The sequence below is a fragment of the Pseudidiomarina salinarum genome (assembly GCF_000753715.1).
Classification (GTDB): Bacteria; Pseudomonadota; Gammaproteobacteria; order Enterobacterales; family Alteromonadaceae; genus Pseudidiomarina; species Pseudidiomarina salinarum.
In genome coordinates, this window is record NZ_JPER01000004.1 from 243,477 (window position 1) to 260,102 (window position 16,626).

15 protein-coding genes are annotated in these 16,626 nt (G+C 54.4%); 14 read left to right on the forward strand and 1 reads right to left on the reverse strand.

Features of this window, described 5'->3' with window-relative positions; translation table 11 throughout:
• The first annotated feature begins 123 nt into the window (after window positions 1–123).
• A complete protein-coding gene (gene metL, locus IDSA_RS08745; protein ID WP_034776062.1) occupies window positions 124–2,577 on the forward strand; it encodes a bifunctional aspartate kinase/homoserine dehydrogenase II in 2,454 nt (817 codons plus the stop codon).
• Window positions 2,578–2,586: 9 nt separating this feature from the next.
• Here the strand turns inward: metL and IDSA_RS08750 are convergent, their stop codons facing one another.
• Window positions 2,587–5,046: a penicillin-binding protein 1A gene (locus tag IDSA_RS08750; protein ID WP_034776063.1), complete on the reverse strand. Its 2,460-nt coding sequence runs from the start codon at window positions 5,044–5,046 to the stop codon at window positions 2,587–2,589.
• Window positions 5,047–5,212: 166 nt separating this feature from the next.
• Between IDSA_RS08750 and pilM the strand changes: the two genes are divergently transcribed.
• The 13 genes from pilM (at window position 5,213) to IDSA_RS08815 (ending at window position 16,545) form a co-directional block, all read left to right on the forward strand.
• The gene (gene pilM / locus IDSA_RS08755; protein WP_084694093.1) at window positions 5,213–6,307 is read left to right on the forward strand and encodes a type IV pilus biogenesis protein PilM; all 1,095 of its coding nucleotides are present in this window, start codon (window positions 5,213–5,215) and stop codon (window positions 6,305–6,307) included.
• Window positions 6,295–6,870 (forward strand): PilN domain-containing protein, encoded by a 576-nt coding sequence (locus tag IDSA_RS08760; protein ID WP_034776065.1) that lies wholly within the window; start codon window positions 6,295–6,297, stop codon window positions 6,868–6,870. Before pilM ends, IDSA_RS08760 begins: the two co-directional genes overlap by 13 nt.
• The gene (locus IDSA_RS08765) at window positions 6,867–7,463 is read left to right on the forward strand and encodes a type IV pilus inner membrane component PilO (protein ID WP_034776066.1); all 597 of its coding nucleotides are present in this window, start codon (window positions 6,867–6,869) and stop codon (window positions 7,461–7,463) included. The genes IDSA_RS08760 and IDSA_RS08765 overlap by 4 nt, the downstream gene beginning before the upstream one ends.
• A complete protein-coding gene (locus IDSA_RS08770; RefSeq protein ID WP_034776067.1) occupies window positions 7,460–8,005 on the forward strand; it encodes a pilus assembly protein PilP in 546 nt (181 codons plus the stop codon). The genes IDSA_RS08765 and IDSA_RS08770 overlap by 4 nt, the downstream gene beginning before the upstream one ends.
• On the forward strand, window positions 8,002–10,059 hold the full coding sequence (locus IDSA_RS08775; protein WP_051986195.1) for a type IV pilus secretin PilQ: 2,058 nt from the start codon (window positions 8,002–8,004) through the stop codon (window positions 10,057–10,059). The genes IDSA_RS08770 and IDSA_RS08775 overlap by 4 nt, the downstream gene beginning before the upstream one ends.
• Before the next feature lie 124 nt (window positions 10,060–10,183).
• Window positions 10,184–10,702 carry a shikimate kinase AroK gene (gene aroK, locus IDSA_RS08780; RefSeq protein WP_034776069.1) on the forward strand — a complete coding sequence of 173 codons (519 nt, stop codon included), beginning with the start codon at window positions 10,184–10,186 and terminating at the stop codon, window positions 10,700–10,702.
• 15 nt (window positions 10,703–10,717) lie between these two features.
• A complete protein-coding gene (gene aroB, locus IDSA_RS08785; protein ID WP_415752595.1) occupies window positions 10,718–11,818 on the forward strand; it encodes a 3-dehydroquinate synthase in 1,101 nt (366 codons plus the stop codon).
• Window positions 11,819–11,833: 15 nt separating this feature from the next.
• Window positions 11,834–12,706 (forward strand): Dam family site-specific DNA-(adenine-N6)-methyltransferase, encoded by an 873-nt coding sequence (locus IDSA_RS08790; protein WP_034776071.1) that lies wholly within the window; start codon window positions 11,834–11,836, stop codon window positions 12,704–12,706.
• The gene (locus tag IDSA_RS08795) at window positions 12,703–13,149 is read left to right on the forward strand and encodes a GNAT family N-acetyltransferase (protein WP_034776072.1); all 447 of its coding nucleotides are present in this window, start codon (window positions 12,703–12,705) and stop codon (window positions 13,147–13,149) included. The genes IDSA_RS08790 and IDSA_RS08795 overlap by 4 nt, the downstream gene beginning before the upstream one ends.
• Complete coding sequence (locus IDSA_RS08800; protein WP_232221288.1) at window positions 13,149–13,931, forward strand: class I SAM-dependent methyltransferase; 783 nt, start codon at window positions 13,149–13,151, stop codon at window positions 13,929–13,931. The genes IDSA_RS08795 and IDSA_RS08800 overlap by 1 nt, the downstream gene beginning before the upstream one ends.
• On the forward strand, window positions 13,928–14,413 hold the full coding sequence (locus IDSA_RS08805; RefSeq protein WP_034776073.1) for a peroxiredoxin: 486 nt from the start codon (window positions 13,928–13,930) through the stop codon (window positions 14,411–14,413). Before IDSA_RS08800 ends, IDSA_RS08805 begins: the two co-directional genes overlap by 4 nt.
• On the forward strand, window positions 14,410–15,591 hold the full coding sequence (locus IDSA_RS08810) for a BaiN/RdsA family NAD(P)/FAD-dependent oxidoreductase (RefSeq protein ID WP_034776075.1): 1,182 nt from the start codon (window positions 14,410–14,412) through the stop codon (window positions 15,589–15,591). Before IDSA_RS08805 ends, IDSA_RS08810 begins: the two co-directional genes overlap by 4 nt.
• Window positions 15,592–15,717: 126 nt before the next feature.
• Entirely contained in the window at window positions 15,718–16,545 is an 828-nt protein-coding gene (locus tag IDSA_RS08815) for a MipA/OmpV family protein (protein WP_034776076.1), read from the forward strand.
• Window positions 16,546–16,626: the final 81 nt, after the last annotated feature.

Sequence of the window (16,626 nt, forward strand, 5' to 3'; positions counted from 1 at the left end):
TACGCATAGCTGTCTATACGGCTTTATTTGCCAAGCCTGGGTTATGTTGCTTTAATGCACTGCAATAGCGCCGTATAATCGGCTTTTTGTGCTTATTTTTCAACAGGGGAACGCACACGCATCATGGTGGTTGAGGTCGACGTTAGTTCGCAGCAAATAGACACTGTAGCCGAGCAGGTACAGGTACATAAATTCGGGGGCAGCAGCCTGGCTGATGCGTATTGTTACCGCCGTGTGGCCCGTATTGTTACCGAATACGCTGGCGCCAGTGACCTGGTGGTGGTATCCGCTGCCGGCGATACCACCAACCGAATTCTGGCGATTATTGATGCCAAGCAAAACGCCGACGAAGGCGTGGCCGAAGTGCTGCTGAAGCAGTTGGAAAAATATCAGCAGGGGCTGATTGGCGATCTGCTCAGTGCGGACCATAAAGCCCGCATGATGGACCTGTCGCGTAAAGACTTTAAACGCTGGTACGGCTGGCTCAACAACGAAGAGACCATCGATAATCGTGCTGAGTTGCTTTCCTATGGCGAACTCTGGTCAGCCCGACTGCTCGCTACCTTATTGCAGCAACAGGGCGGCAAAGCCGACTGGATTGACGCCCGCACCTTTCTGGTCGCTGATGATGCGCCTGAGCCACTCATCCGCGTAGAGCCTTCCCGCGCTGGCTTGCTTAACCGCATCGCCCCGCATCCAGGCACCCGCTTTATTGTTACTGGCTTTATCTGCGCCGACCCCGACGGAAACTCGCTCATTTTAGGCCGTAATGGCAGTGATTATTCAGCCACCCTGGTCGGCAGCCTGATTGATTCGAAACAAGTTACTATCTGGAAAGACGTTGCCGGTGTTTACTCAGCCGACCCGCGGAAAGTAGAGCGGGTGGTCAGCCTACCGATTCTTGACTGGCAGGAAGCCGAGGAACTGGCGCGTCTGGGTAGCCCGGTATTGCATCCGCGCACCTTCCAGCCGGTTAACCGTGACCGCATGGTTATTGCGGTGCGCTCCAGCCTGAAAGTCGAGAACCAGCAGACCCGTATTGGCCAGTATGAAGATACCGAGCCGCGCGGCAAAGTGCTGACGGCGCTGGCTGAAGTGGTGCTGTTTCGCGTCAGTCTGCGCGACGCCAGGCTGGTGGAGCAATTTGAAGAACTGGAGCTAACTCCGCTGATTAGCTGGAATGACCTCGACACCCAGCATGCCTACTACGCTTACCATCAGAATCATCTGTATTTTATGGAAGGCTGGCTGGAAGAAATCGACGTCAGCAACCAGGTGGTGCAGATGCAGGGCTATTCGATGATCGCCCTGGTTGGTAACCGCATTCAGGAAACCGAACAATACAAAACCTTTAAGCAGGAACTCAGTGAGCAGAGCCTTAAGCGGCTGAGCTTCACTCCGGACAATAACGCCGTGGTGGCTATCCTTGAACAAAAAATGGATAACCGCCTGCTTAACCGCTTACACAGCCAGCTGTTTAACTACCGCCGTAGCCTCGGGGTACTGGTGGTGGGCCGTGGTAACATCGGCAGTGCCTGGCTGGCGTTATACCGGCGCTTGCGCGAGCGCATCAACGAACAGATGGATGTGCGGATTATCGGCATCCTGAACTCCACCCGCATGTGGCTGGACTACAACGGCGTTGATTTGAACGACTGGGAAGCCAGCTTTGACCAAATGGCGCGGCCTTATGATCTCAGTCAGCTGATCCCGGAATTACCGAACGCGCCCTACGATGAACTGGTGATGCTGGATTTAACCGATGCGGTGTCGGTAGCGCAGCTTTATCCGAGCTTTTTCGCCAACGGTGTGCACATTATCAGCGCCAATAAGCGGGCCGGAGCCTCGAACGAATCTCAGTACAACGAGATCCGTACCATTCAACATGAGTATGAGCGTGAGTGGTATTACAACACTACCGTGGGTGCAGGCTTGCCGTTGAATTATGCCCTGAACGATTTGCGTAACTCGGGCGATGCCATCCGCAGTATTTCCGGGATTTTCTCGGGAACCATGTCGTGGTTGTTTGAGAACTTTAACACCGAGGTGAAATTCAGCGATCTGGTGCGCGAAGCCAAAGAGCGCGGCCTGAGTGAACCTGATCCGCGGGAAGATTTGTCCTGTCAGGATATCGTCCGTAAACTGCTGATCCTGGCCCGCGAAATCGGCTTACGGCTCGACTGGCAGGACATCGACGTGGAAAGCCTGTTGCCTGAGCAACTCGCCGACATCTCGCTGAGCGAATTTATGGACCGGTTGCCGGAGCTCGATGACGAGATGCATGCGCTTTATGCCGATGCCCAGAAGACTGGCAAGGTACCGCGTCTGCTGGCCAGCTTCGCTGTACAGGAAGATGACAGCGTACGTGCCCGGGTGGGCATCGAATACATCCCTGAAGGCGATATGCTGGCGAACCTGATCCCGGGTGAGAATATTTTCGTGATTTATACCGACTGGTACCACGAAATGCCACTGGTTATCAGTGGCCCGGGGGCCGGTAAAGAAGTGACTGCCGGCGGCGTACAGTCTGATTTAAACCAGCTGCTTAGCCGCCTCAGCAAAAAAGGGCTTAATTAATAAGCCTGCTTAAAAGATGGAATCGTCGTCGTCATCAAACACGTTTGGTGACGACTTCCCTTCGGTAAATTCAGCAGGTGCCGTACCCGGCAAAAAGTACTCAAAACGTGTGGTGTAATCGCTCTCGCGACTCAGCTTTCCGGTTTCCAGATCAATGCGCGCGGAAACGATTCCGGGCGGCACATCAAAGGACTCAGCAGCAACGTCTTCCACTGCGGTTTCCATAAAATCAATCCACATCGGCAAGGCCGTCTTAGCACCACCTTCAGCGCCACTGACTTCCTGCTCATCGCTGCTCAGGTTGGCATTCATGCTGGTAGCGCCAAGCGGCCGTTCGGTATTATCAAACCCGACCCAACTGGTCGTCACCAGACCGCTGACAAAACCCGAGAACCAGGTGTCTTTCACATCGTTGGTGGTACCGGTTTTGCCGACGATATTACGACCGACTGTGTCAACCAGCTTGCTTGAGCGCTGAATACGCCAGGCGGTGCCGTTCCAGCCCGTTTTATGGGCCCAACTGCCGCCACCCCATACCGCCGAATTCATTCCCTGCGTAACCAGAAAAGCATTCTGCTCGGTAATCACCTGCGGCGCTTGCAGGACCTCCCGCTCACCGATTTCGCATAGCACACAGGCAACCGCTGGCCGGGCCGCAAAAATCACTTCATCGGTAGCGGTAGTAATGCGCTCAATAAAATAGGGGGTAATCAGATAGCCGCCGTTGGCAAATACCGCATAGCCACGCGCTACTTCCAGTGGCGTCATCGACGCTGAACCCAGTGACAGCGATTCGTTGCGGGGCAGTTCATCAAAGTCAAAGCCAAAGCGCGTCAGGTAATCCACCACGGTGCTGATACCCATAGCGCGTAACAGCCGTACCGACACCACGTTTTTCGATTTTGCCAGCGCTTCACGCAGGGGAATCGGCCCTTCATAAACATCGGGCGAGTTGCGCGGCCGCCAGGCAACACCGCTACCCGGATTCCACTGGTTGATAGGCGCATCGTTGACCAACGTCGCCAGGGTAAAGCCGTTTTCCAGCGCGGCGGAATAGATAAAGGGTTTAATGTTAGAGCCAACCTGACGCTCGGCCTGAATGGCACGGTTGTATTGGCTTAACCGGAAGCTATAACCGCCGACCGCGGCGGCGATACCGCCATCATGAGGGCGTAGGGCAATTATCGCCGCACCCGGCTCAGGAACCTGCGCCAGCCGCCAGCCCTTATCAGTAAGCCGGATCCGCACCTGGTCGCCAACTTTCAGGATGTCACTTGCCTGCTTAGGCGCCGGGCCCTGGCGTTCAGCATTCATATAGGGACGTGCCCACGACAGGCCATCCCAGTCGAGTTCAATCGCAGACCCTACCTGGGCGATAACCCGGGCTGAGCGCTCGCTCACTTCCATCACCACAGCCGGATACGTCAGGCCAATTTGTTCAACGCTACGTAAATAAGTAGTAACCTGCTCCGTAGGCCAGGGACTGTCAGCGTCGAACAACTCAGCTTCCGCGCCCCGGTAACCATGGCGCTCATCATAAGCGTGCAGGTTTGACTGCACGGCGCGCTGTGCCGCCCGCTGCTGTTTGGCGCTGGCGGTGGTATACACTTTAAGTCCCAGGTTATAGGCGTCATCTTCGCCATAGCGGCTGACGATTTCAGCCCGCACCATTTCCGCCAGGTAGGGCGCGGTCATCGTCACTTCCGGTGCGTGCAGCCGGGCTTCGACAGGTTCAGCTAAGGCTGCGCGGTATTCCGGCAGCGTAATCATACGCTCAGCCAACAGCCGGCCCAGAACCACCGAACGGCGGTCTCTGGCGCGCTCGGGGTTGGAAATCGGGTTCATCGTTGAAGGTGCTTTCGGTAAGCCGGCAATCATGGCCATCTCGGCGAGCGTCAGGTCTTTTATGTCTTTGCCGTAATACACCTGGGCCGCAGCGCCAACCCCATGCGCCCGATGGCCAAAGGTAATTTTGTTCAGATACAGCTCAAGAATCTCATCTTTGGTTAACTGGCTCTCAATATGCAGCGCAATAAAGGCTTCACGCACCTTACGCGACCAGGTTTGTTCAAAGCTCAGATAGAAGTTTCGCGCCAACTGCTGGGTGATGGTACTGCCACCACTTTGAATCTCGCCGCTGGTAACCAACTGGAAGAACGCCCGGCCCACACCGATCGGGTCAATGCCGAAGTGCTCATAAAAGCGCTGATCTTCAGTGGCCAGAAATGCATTGATTAGCGGCTGCGGGATTTCTTCAAGTTTCAGAGGAATTCGCCGTATCTCGCCAAATTGCGCGATCAGTTCACCGTCCGATGAGTAAACCTGCATCGGGGTTTGCAGGCGAACTTCTTTGAGTTCAGCTACACTGGGCAGATCAGCCCGTAAGTATAAGTACAGTGAGCCAACCACCAGCACACCCACGACCGCAAGACCGAGTAAGCTATATAGGGACCACTTTACAAATTTCACTCAAGATTCCTTTGCTGGTTGCTATCCAGGGCTGCATATTATAGAAAGATAATTGAAGAATCATAATAGTTATTGAAATAACATGAGGATTTTTTGCACTATACTTACTTTTGCGCGTACTATGAGTATCGGCATATAAGAATTTTAATAATAAAATACAATCCGCATGTCGAGTCGGGAGAACCGTATTATGGGGCTGTTTGGTCTGGGTAAAACACCCGGTCTTGGCATTGATATTAACACGGATGCCGTTAAGGCGCTTGAACTGTTACCGCAAGGGGATTCATACCAGATCACCCGCGTGGCCGAATTGCCGTTGCCGAAAAACCTAATTACAGATGACGAAATTACCGATATTGAGCAGCTGAGCAAGACGCTCCAGCAATTACGCAAAAAGTCCGGTAGCACCGTCAAAGAGGTTGTCGCTGCGGTATCGGGCAGTCAGGCTATCTCCAAACAAATCGCCGTGGGCAACGAACTGGATGATGAAGCCATTGCCGAAAAAATTGAATCAGAAGCCGAAGCGCTGATTCCCTTCCCCATCGCTGAAGTGCGCTACGATTTCGAGAGCCTTGGAGAGCATCCGACGCTACCAGGCCAGCAGCGTATATTAGTGACCGCCACCCGCACAGTAAGTGTTGATAGCCGGGTAGAAGCCCTGGAACAGGCCGGCTTCAAAGTAAAAATCATGGACGTCGACAGCCAGGCTATTTTGCGCAGCTGCAACTATCTGCTGCCGCACCTGGCGCCTGAAATTGTTGCAAGCCCGTTGCCGGTGTTGGTGCTGGATATCAGCATCACCGCCGTACAGACTATAGTTATCGCTCAGGGCGAGGTGACTTTTACCCGGTTTCAGACCGGCGGATTACAACCTCTGTTAAAAGCTCTGGATGACAATGGTAACGGCGAGTATCGCGAAATTCTGGCCCGCCTGCGCGCGGGTGAAACCGGATCGGACTCCAGCCTCATTATTCAGGATTCACTGACTAACCTGTGGTCGCAGGTAAGCCGCGGTATCCAGATTTATCAGAGTAATGCGCCGAAAAAAGGTTTTGCCGGCGTGATACTGGTGAACACCGGCGCGATGCTGCCCATGTTAAGCGATTATATTGATCAACAGATTGATGAGCCGGTACTGTCACTGAACCCCTTTGACCATTTTGAATTAGCAGACAGCTACTCCCATTTGCGCGCCCACGGCCCGCGCTTTGTGGAAGTGCTTGGCCTGGCGTTACGGAGCTTTACCCCATGGCACACGTAAACCTCCTCCCCTGGCGTGAAACAGCCCGCCAGCGCGCGAAAACCTTATTCGCTATTCATGCCGGACTCGCGATTGGCCTGGCTGCCTTTATCCTGTTCGTCGCCTATACCATTATTGGGAGCTATCAGGAACAACAGCAGCGCCGTAATCAGTTCCTGCAGGGCCAGATCCAGGTACTTGATGCGCAGATCGCTGAAATTCAGGATATCAATGAACAGAAAGACGAAATTGTCAGCCGCATGAAACTGATTCAGTCGCTGCATCAGGACCGTAATACCGCTATATTAATCTTCAACGAACTGGCCCGCCGGACCCCTGAAGGCGTACACCTGCTGACAGCTGAAAAGAAAGGTATGCAATTGTCGATTAACGGCCGCACGGTTTCTAACAACCGGGTAGCCGAGTTCCTGCGCGAACTGAAAAACTCCGAGATATTCAGCCAGCCGGAACTGCGTGAAGTGGTTGCGGATCGGGTGCCAACCAACCGTGGCGAACAGCTCAGTGCTTTTTCTCTGGTTGTCTCCATTACCCCGCCTGCGGAAACTGAAGAGGTGAACCCATGAAAATAGACATGGATAGCCTGCGCGAACTGGATATTAATGAACTGCCCTGGTGGCCGCGGCCATTCCGTATTGGGGTGCTGGTGATCCTGGCGCTAATCGCACTGGGGCTGGGCTATCACTTTTTACTGGCCGATGAGTGGGCCAGTTACAAACGTGAGCAAAGTAAAGAAGCGCAGCTCAAAATTGATTACCGGAGCAAGTACCAGACTGCCGTCAATTTACCAGCGTACCGGGAACAGCTTAAACAGCTGAATGCGGATCTGGAAGTGTTGCTGGCGATGCTACCCAACGATGATGAAACCCCAAAATTACTGGATGATATTACGCTGGTAGGTACCCGTAGCGGCCTGAAGTTTGATCGTATTGAATGGTTAGCGCCTGCCTCCCGCGAGTTTTACACTGCCTTGCCCATGCGCATGGAACTGGTGGGAAGTTACCATCAGATTGGCGATTTTGTCGGCCAGTTAGCCGGGCTGCATCGGATCATTAGTGTGAAGGACTTCACTTTGCAGCGGCGCGACATGGACGAAGGCCTGCGGTTGTCCGTACAGGCCGAGACCTATCGCCAGCAAACGTTGAGGACGCAACCATGAACGCACGCCAAGTTGCTTTAATCGCAGCCCTGGCCGCCGTATTGTCTGGTTGCGGACAAGCCAGCCATCAGGATCTTGAAGCCTTTACGGCGCAGGTTCGTAGTGAAGCCGTGCCTGGTATTCAACCCATTGAGCCATTACCCGAGTTGCAACGCATCGCTTATACCGGCGATGATTACCGCAACCCCTTTACCGCCACGCCGATGCAAGCTGCAGCGTCGGTGGCCAGCGGTGCCAACTGTCCACAGCCCAATTTACAGCGCCAGCGCGGCGAACTCGAGACGGTTGCGCTTGACCAGTTGTCGCTGACAGGTACTTTAAGTAAAGGCGGCACCGGTTATACCGCGCTGGTCATATCGAATCAGGGACGACTCTACCGGGTCGAAGAAGGCGATTATATCGGACTCAATCATGGCAAAGTGGTTGCAGTCACCTCACAACAAATAGCTATCCGCGAATGGCTGCCGACGGGGGACGGTTGCTGGCAACAGCGCGATACCACCCTGACGCTGGCCGGTTCACAAAGGAGTTCTGATTCATGAAGCACTTATTCCGTATCCTTTTGCTGTTGCTCATGATGCCGCTGTCTGTGGCCGCTAATGAGCTGGTGCGGGTAGAGCAGATCCCGCTGGCCAAAGATCGCTTCAATCTGGAAGCGCATTTCGCCGGTCGTGTCGACTCCCCTATCGTCCGGCGCAGCACAGATCCGCTAGTTCATGAATTCTTGTTACTTGGCACTGAATCCGATTACACCGATGGCCCCCTTGGCGTGGCCAACCATCCGCTACTGGAGTCAGTCGAACTGGTAACCCAGCGTGAAGATTTACTGCTGCGGGTAACCACCACCAAACCGCTTGAGCACCTGATGAGCCGTTCCAATGATGTGATGGTGCTGGTCTTTATCGCCGCGGCAAGCATCCCTGACGCGCGTCAGGCGCCTGTGGTTAGTGAACAGCGCAGCGAGGCCGCTCCCCAGAGAACCAGCCCTCAGCAACAGGCCCGGCTAACCACCACCACCGACAGCTCACCTTCCGGTGCAGCCGTTACGGATATTGATTTCACCCGCCTGCCGGATGATGTTGGCTTACTGCGTTTGTCACTGAATACGGAAAATGCCGAACACGAAGTTCGTACCATCGGTAACCGGCTGGAACTGACGTTATTTGACACTGCTCTACCGGAAGACCTGCTGTATGTGCTCGACGTGAGCCAGTTCGCCTCGCCGGTCGCGCATATCGAAACCTTCCGTGAAAATGGTAATACCCTGATCACGGTAACGGGCAAAGAAGCCTTCCGCCACCAGCTGGAACGCCTAGATAACAGACTCAATCTGAAGCTATTTGATATTGACGACGATCGCAGCGCTGCGGTTGCCGATGGCAGTCAGCAACCTATATCCCTGAACTTCCAGGACGTGCCGGTACGCCAGCTATTACAGATTCTCGCGGAAGAAAACGGCCTGAACCTGGTAGCGAGCGAGTCGGTAACAGGCAATATTACCTTGCGTCTGGAAAATGTACCCTGGGAGCGTGCGTTAGAAACTATCCTGCGGGTGAAAGGCCTCGCCAAGCGTATTGACGGGAACATTCTGATTGTCGCGCCGGCCGAGGAGCTTGCTCAGCGCGAGCAGCAAGAGCTGGAAGCCTCGCAACGGATGTCCGAACTGGCACCGCTGAGTAGCTCTTATATTCAGATAAACTATGCCAAGGCTGGCGAAATCGCCTCGATCCTGCGCACCGAAAGTTCTGACCTGCTGTCGTCCCGCGGCGCGGTCACTGTGGATGATCGTACCAACACCTTGCTGGTGCGCGACACCGGTGAGCAAATCGCTAACGTCAAAGCCATGGTGGAAGTGCTTGATGTTCCGGTCAAGCAAGTGATCATCGAGGCCCGTATGGTCACAGTCCGAGATAACATCAGCGATGAATTAGGCATCCAGTGGGGGCTTTCTGATCCGAACCTGTCCGAGCCCGATCTCTTCGGTTCAGATACTGATGTTGCCGGTGACTTCAATGTGAATCTGCCGGTTTCTAATCCGGCGGCAACCTTCGGGATGCAGATCGCCAAAATGGCCGATGGCCGTATTCTGGATTTAGAACTTTCCGCACTGGAGCGTGAGAATAAGGGTGAAATCATCGCCAGTCCGCGCATCACAACGGCCAATCAGAAGGCGGCCTACATCGAACAAGGTACTGAAATCCCCTATGTGGAAAGTGCCTCATCCGGTGCGACTTCTGTGCAGTTCAAAAAAGCTGTTCTCGGCCTGCGGGTGACACCACAAATCACGCCTGATAATCGCGTTATCCTGGATCTGGTAATTACCCAGAACACCCGCGGCGATACGGTGAGCACACCAACTGGCCCTGCGGTATCCATAGACACCCAGGAAATCGGCACTCAGGTTCTGGTTGAAAACGGCGAAACCATTGTATTAGGTGGTATTTATCAGCAACAGATCCTGAATGACATTACCAAGGTGCCGTTGCTGGGCGATATTCCCTATGTGGGCGTGCTCTTCCGCAATGAAAGTCAGATCCATGAAAAGCGTGAATTACTGATTTTTGTAACGCCGAGAATTGTCACTGATCTGCCTTAAACCTTGCTTAAATAGCTGTTACTTGCGATAATCCGCCCTCTTTTTGAATTGGGTTAAGGATGGTCTCGAGACACTCCGGATTCCGTGAGTCACAGCTAGTTAATGAGTGATGTAAAGCAACAATATGGCTGAAAAACGTAATATTTTCCTGGTTGGCCCTATGGGGGCCGGTAAAAGCACAATAGGGCGACAGTTAGCCCGACAACTCCATCTTGAATTCTTCGACTCTGACGCAGAAATTGAACGCCGCACCGGCGCTGATATTGCGTGGGTTTTCGAGCTCGAAGGCGAAGAGGGCTTCCGTGCGCGGGAAGAAAAAGTTATCGAAGAACTGACTGAGAATACCGGTATAGTGCTGGCCACTGGCGGCGGCTCTATCCTGAGCAAAGAAAGCCGTAACCGTTTGTCAGCGCGCGGAATTGTTGTTTATCTGCAAACCACCATTGATAAGCAGCTGGCCCGCACTCAGCGCGATAAGCGCCGGCCATTGATATCTGAAGCTGAAAACCCGCGTGAAGTGCTCGAAAGCCTCGCTGATTCGCGCAACGCGTTGTACGAAGAAATCGCCGACGTGATTGTCCGTACCGACGATCAAAGTGCTAAGATTGTAATCGACCAAATTATCGAGAAAGTCGGCTTGTAACTTTCGGAGGCGCTCATGCAGACACCTATGCAATGCATTACCGTCGGCCTGGATGAGCGCAGCTATCCGATTTATATCGGGCGCGATCTCTTTGCCCAACTCTCCCGTTTGCTCCCGCAACTCCCAAATCAGATCCTGATTGTAACTAATCAGATCGTGGCGCCGCTGTATCTCGAACAAGTGCAACAGGCGTTGGGCGATGGCCAGCTAGTTACGCACATCATCGGTGATGGCGAAGGCGAAAAAAGCCTGCACAATTACCAGCACATCATGGATACCCTGATTGCTCACAGCTTCAACCGCGACTGTGCAGTTATCGCGCTCGGCGGCGGCGTAGTCGGCGATCTGGCAGGCTTCGTCGCCGCCACTTATCAGCGCGGCGTCGACTTCTATCAAATCCCCACGACCTTGCTCGCGCAGGTGGATTCATCCGTGGGCGGCAAAACCGCAGTGAACCACCCCGGCGGCAAGAACCTGATTGGCGCTTTTTATCAGCCGCGAGCGGTGATCATAGATACCGACTGCCTCGCTACGTTAACTGACCGTGATTACGCCTGCGGTCTGGCCGAAGTTATTAAGTACGGCATCATCCACGACGCACAATTTTTCGAATGGCTGGAAGCACACAGCCAGGACCTGATTCAGCGTGAGCCGCAGGCAGTCGCCTATGCCGTACGCCGCAGTTGTGAAATCAAAGCAGAAATTGTGGCGGCCGATGAGCGCGAACAGAATCAGCGCGCCCTGCTCAATCTGGGGCATACATTCGGTCACGCCATTGAAGCCAGCCATTACGACAGCTGGCATCATGGTGAGGCTGTTGCCGCTGGCACCGCTATTGCCGCAGAGTTTATGCGCCAGCAAGACGAGTTGAGCGACCAGGATGCCGAACGCATCAGACGCCTATTGCAAGCCTGCAACCTACCCGTGGTGGCGCCGAGTATGCCGTTAAGCCAGTGGCAGGACTACATGCAACGTGATAAAAAGGTCAAAGCCGGGCAACTGCGACTGGTACTGCCGACTGCTATCGGGGCCGCCTGCTTGCGCACGGTCACCGACTGGGATCGCGTTGCCAGTGCCATTAGTGCCTGCAACAGTGCCTGCAACGAACACGACTGACCGGATAACAACACCATGCAAAAAAACCGGGCCTTTCTTAAATGGGCGGGCGGAAAATACAATCTGATCGAGCCAATTACCGCCTTATTGCCAGCCGGTAACAAGCTGATTGAGCCTTTTGTCGGTGCCGGTTCGGTATTTCTCAATACTGACTATGAATCCTATCTGCTCAACGATGTGAACCCGGATCTGATCAACCTGTTCAAGACCGTAAAAAAGCGTCCCCAGCGTTTCATCAGTGACGCTAAGAAACTGTTCACGCCGGCCTATAATTCATCAGCCGCCTATTATGCGATGCGCCGGCAGTTTAATCAGAGCAGTGATATATACGAGCGCGCGCTGTTGTTTTTGTATCTTAACCGCCATGGCTACAACGGCTTGTGTCGTTATAACAGTTCAGGCCAGTTCAACGTGCCCTTTGGCCGCTATCTGCGCCCCTATTTCCCCGAAGCGGAGATTGAGTTCTTCGCTCACAAAGCGCGGCGCGCGACCTTTACCTGTCTGAGCTTTGAGAAGGTATTCCGACGGGCCCGCCAGGGTGACGTGGTCTATTGCGATCCCCCCTATGCACCGCTGACCACCACCGCCAGCTTCACCAGTTACGCAACGGGCGGCTTTACCCTTGAACATCAGCACGAGCTGGCTCGTCGCGCCGCCCATGCCGCCCAGAAACGCGGTATTCCGGTGCTCATCAGCAACCATGACACTGATCTGACCCGCCTGTTGTATCAGGATGCCTCGCTGCAAAGCCTGCAGGTTGCGCGTTTTATCAGTCAGAATGGCGCTAAGCGCGGCAAAGTGGCTGAACTGCTGGCCTTGTACAGTCCCCTTGCTGAGGGGGCCAATGTGATAAACCTCAAACACCAATTACGGAAGGTTGGCCTATGACCTGGCAGATAAAACACTTTTCCGAATTAACCATTACCGAACTCTATGATCTGCTGCAGTTGCGGCAGGACGTTTTTGTGGTCGAGCAGGATTGTCCGTATCTGGACGCTGACGGCAAAGATCCGCAGGCATGGCATATCTTTACCTACAACGATAGTGACCAGCTGGTCGCTGCCGCGCGCCTGTTTAAACCCGATGATACCAGCCCCTGGAGCCGCATTGGCCGGGTCGTCACTGCCCGTAGCGTGCGCCGCAAAGGCCTGGGCCGCGATTTGATGGCAGAGGCCATCAAGTGGTGCCAGCGCGAAGCACCTGATGGCCCGATTCAGCTGGGCGCCCAGGTTTATCTGCGGGAATTTTACGAAAGCTTAGGTTTTACCGAGATTAGCGCCGAGTACCTGGAGGATGGCATTCCGCATATTGATATGGAGCGGCGGCCCTAGTGCAATCGGTGCCTGTCACTGCCGCTGATCCGGCACTACAGCAAGCCGCCCGCGACATTGCCGGGCGCTGGCAACTGGACTGGCTGGAACAACCACCAGATGCTGCCACCACTCCTTTTGTGTTAGAACTCGATGCCGACGGTCTTGCCCTGCGCTGGACCGCGTATCCGAAGATGCTGCCATTACGCATCGACTTTATTGAAGGCAAAACCGCGTTCCGCGCCGCCCAGGCTTCGCGTAAGCACGAAGCCATTGCGCGCGCCTGCGGCTTCGCCCGCAACGCAAACCCGCACATCCTTGATGCTACCGCGGGTCTGGGCCGCGACGCGCTGGTGTTAGCGCAGCTTGGCGCCCGGGTGGCACTGAATGAGCGCAATCCGGTGGTCGCTGCCTTGCTGACCGACGCGCTGCAGCGCCTGGCACAAGTGGCGCCTGAACTCGGCGCGCGGCTGTATTTTGCCGGTACCGACAGCCTGCAGCCACGGCAATGGCTCGCCGATCCCGTCGATGTGGTCTATCTTGATCCTATGTATCCGAAAGGCGACAGAAAACAACGTGCGGCAGTTAAAAAAGATATGCAGATTTTCCAACAGCTGGTGGGTGCTGATGACGATGCCGATGCGTTACTGGAACCTGCGCTGGCAATTGCCCGTAAACGGGTGGTGGTAAAACGGCCCCAGCACGCTGATTTCCTCGCCGGTCGCAAACCCGAGAGTCAGATTACCGGTAAGAAGCACCGGTTTGACATCTATTTTACCGATTATTCCGGAGTATCCTCATGATTGAGAAAAACGATTCGATTCCTTCTGCCGTGCTGACACAACGTGGCGAAGCCGGTATTGATAAATATGATCCAGAACTGATTTTCAGTGAAGGCACGCATGTACTGTTTGGTGTGCCCGGAGCCTTTACCCCCACCTGTTCAGAAAAGCATCTGCCGGAATTCATTGAGAAATCATCCGACTTCCGCGACGCTGGTGTCGAAAGCATTGTCTGCGTTTCGGTAAATGACTGCTTTGTGATGGATGCCTGGGCCAAAGATAACAAGGTTGGCGACAAATTACGCATGCTTGCTGACGGCGACGGCTCTTTTCACGAGAAAATCGGCCTGATTAAAGACACCGGCAGTTTTGGCGGCAAGCGCGCCAAGCGCTACGCCATGATCATTCATAACGGCTGCGTCACCGACCTCTTTGTTGAAGAAGACCAGACCTTTGGTGTCAGCCGCGCTGACCACGTACTTGAGGTGATACAGAAGAAGTGACGCAGTACGATGTAGTAGTGATTGGTGCCGGCGCCGCCGGCCTGCATTGCGCAGCAACAGCGGCGGCTCGCGGCCGTTCGGTGCTGGTGCTGGATCACGCCAAACAGGCGGGCAAAAAGATCCTGATCTCCGGCGGCGGGCGCTGCAACTTTACCAACATGTATACCAGCCCCGAGAATTTCATCTCGGCCAATCCGCATTTCTGTAAATCCGCTTTGAGTCGTTATACCCAATGGGATTTTATTGCCCTGGTTGAGCGCCATGGCATTGCCTACCATGAAAAAACTCTGGGCCAGCTATTCTGCAATGAGTCGGCTAAAGATATCGTCGCGATGCTGATGAACGAGTGTTCAAAGTACGGCGCGCGGGTGCAGTTGCGTACTTCGGTAACGGGCATCAGTTCGGTAGCCACAGGTTATAAGATCGAAACCGATCAGGGCGATATCAGCGCCGAAAAATTAGTGGTGGCCTGCGGCGGCTTGTCCATGCCCAAGCTCGGTGCCACGCCGCTGGGCTATCAGTTGGCAGAACAATTTGGCCACCGCGTGCTGCCAGTGCGGGCTGGCCTGGTGCCATTTACCCTGCATGACGCCGATAAAGAGCGCTATGCGGAGCTGTCCGGGCTGGCGGTAGACAGTGTCGCAAGTAATCAGCGAGCCAGCTTCAAAGAAGCTATGCTGTTTACCCACCGCGGCCTGAGCGGGCCCTCAGTACTGCAGATTTCGTCCTACTGGCTGCCAGGCGAACCGGTACAAATGGACCTGCTGCCGGGCACGGACCTTTTCGCTGAACTTACCACACTGCGCCAGCAGCGCCCGCGATCGCTACTGCGTACCGTGTTGCAGCAATGGTTGCCAAAACGTCTGGTGCAGGCCTTCAGCGACCAGTATCAGTGGCCGGATCATAACCTGGCCGACTGCAGTAACGCCCTGCTGCAGCAAGTCGCCTCCACTATCAACAACTGGACCATCCGGCCCAATGGCACCGAGGGCTACCGCACCGCCGAGGTTACCCTGGGCGGCGTCGACACCGACGAAGTCAGCTCCAAGACCATGCAAAGCAAGCTGCAGCCCGGCCTCTATTTTATCGGCGAAGTGCTGGATGTGACCGGCTGGCTCGGCGGCTACAACTTCCAGTGGGCCTGGAGCTCCGCCTACGCCGCCGGCCAGGACGCCTGATTAAGCAAAATTGTAACGGCCACTCTATACTAAGACAGCTCGACTTAGAGCGTGATCTGTTCACCAAAGCCTCACGTATATGCTGATAAGTTGTTCTATACCAATAGATATCAGAGAGGAATTTAAATGATAAAATTTGCGGGTTTACTGTTTCCGGTGTTAATAACTGCTCTCTCCTTTCAAACAGCATTAGCACAGGACGAAAAAACAGCTCTGGTGCCTTTACCCTCAGTCCAGGACTTCTCGAAGGGTAAAGATGGCTGGAGCTTCGGGCTGGGCCTGGGTATTGAATACGAAACGGCCTATGAAGGGTCTGATGAGTTCGGCTTCGAACTCCAGCCTGCTGGTGCAGTACAATGGCGCAGCGGTGATGACGTTTTCTTCTTTGCCGGTGAAGCGCTTGGGTGGCGTGGTCTTCGCTCCGATACCTGGCTATTAGAGGCCGCCGTAGCCTTTGATGAGGGGCGTGAAGAAAGTGATTCCGATGACGGTCATTTGGATGGCCTCGGCGACCAGGATGAGAGCGTTGAACTTGTGCTGCAAGGGCGTCGCGCTTTCGCTGCCGACTGGCGCAATTGGCTGGTTGGTCGTGTTGTCACCGGTGGTGACGGAACCCTTGGTCTGTTTGGAGTGGGCCACCGCTTCGGTAACCAAATCGACGGCACCGGTTCCGAAGTTAATCTCGTTGCGGTTTTTCACGACAGCGAATACGCCAACACAGGTTTCGGCATAGACGCAGCCCAAGCGGCTGCATCCGGCTTAGATGAAACCACGCTGAGTGGTGGATTACGCTCAATCGGCATCGATTACAATTATCGCCATTACATCAATGAGAATTGGCAGATTTATGGCGAAGCACTTTTCGAATATTACAGTAGTGAGGTTCGGGATAGCCCAATCGCTCGTAGTAACTACGAGGCCGAAGTCGGCGTCGGATTCATTTATATATTCTAGACCGCCTGACCTTTCCCCCTGTATTAGGCAAAGTGAGTTGTTCTGGCCTAAGCTTAAGGTATTGTAAGTACTGCAAAACAT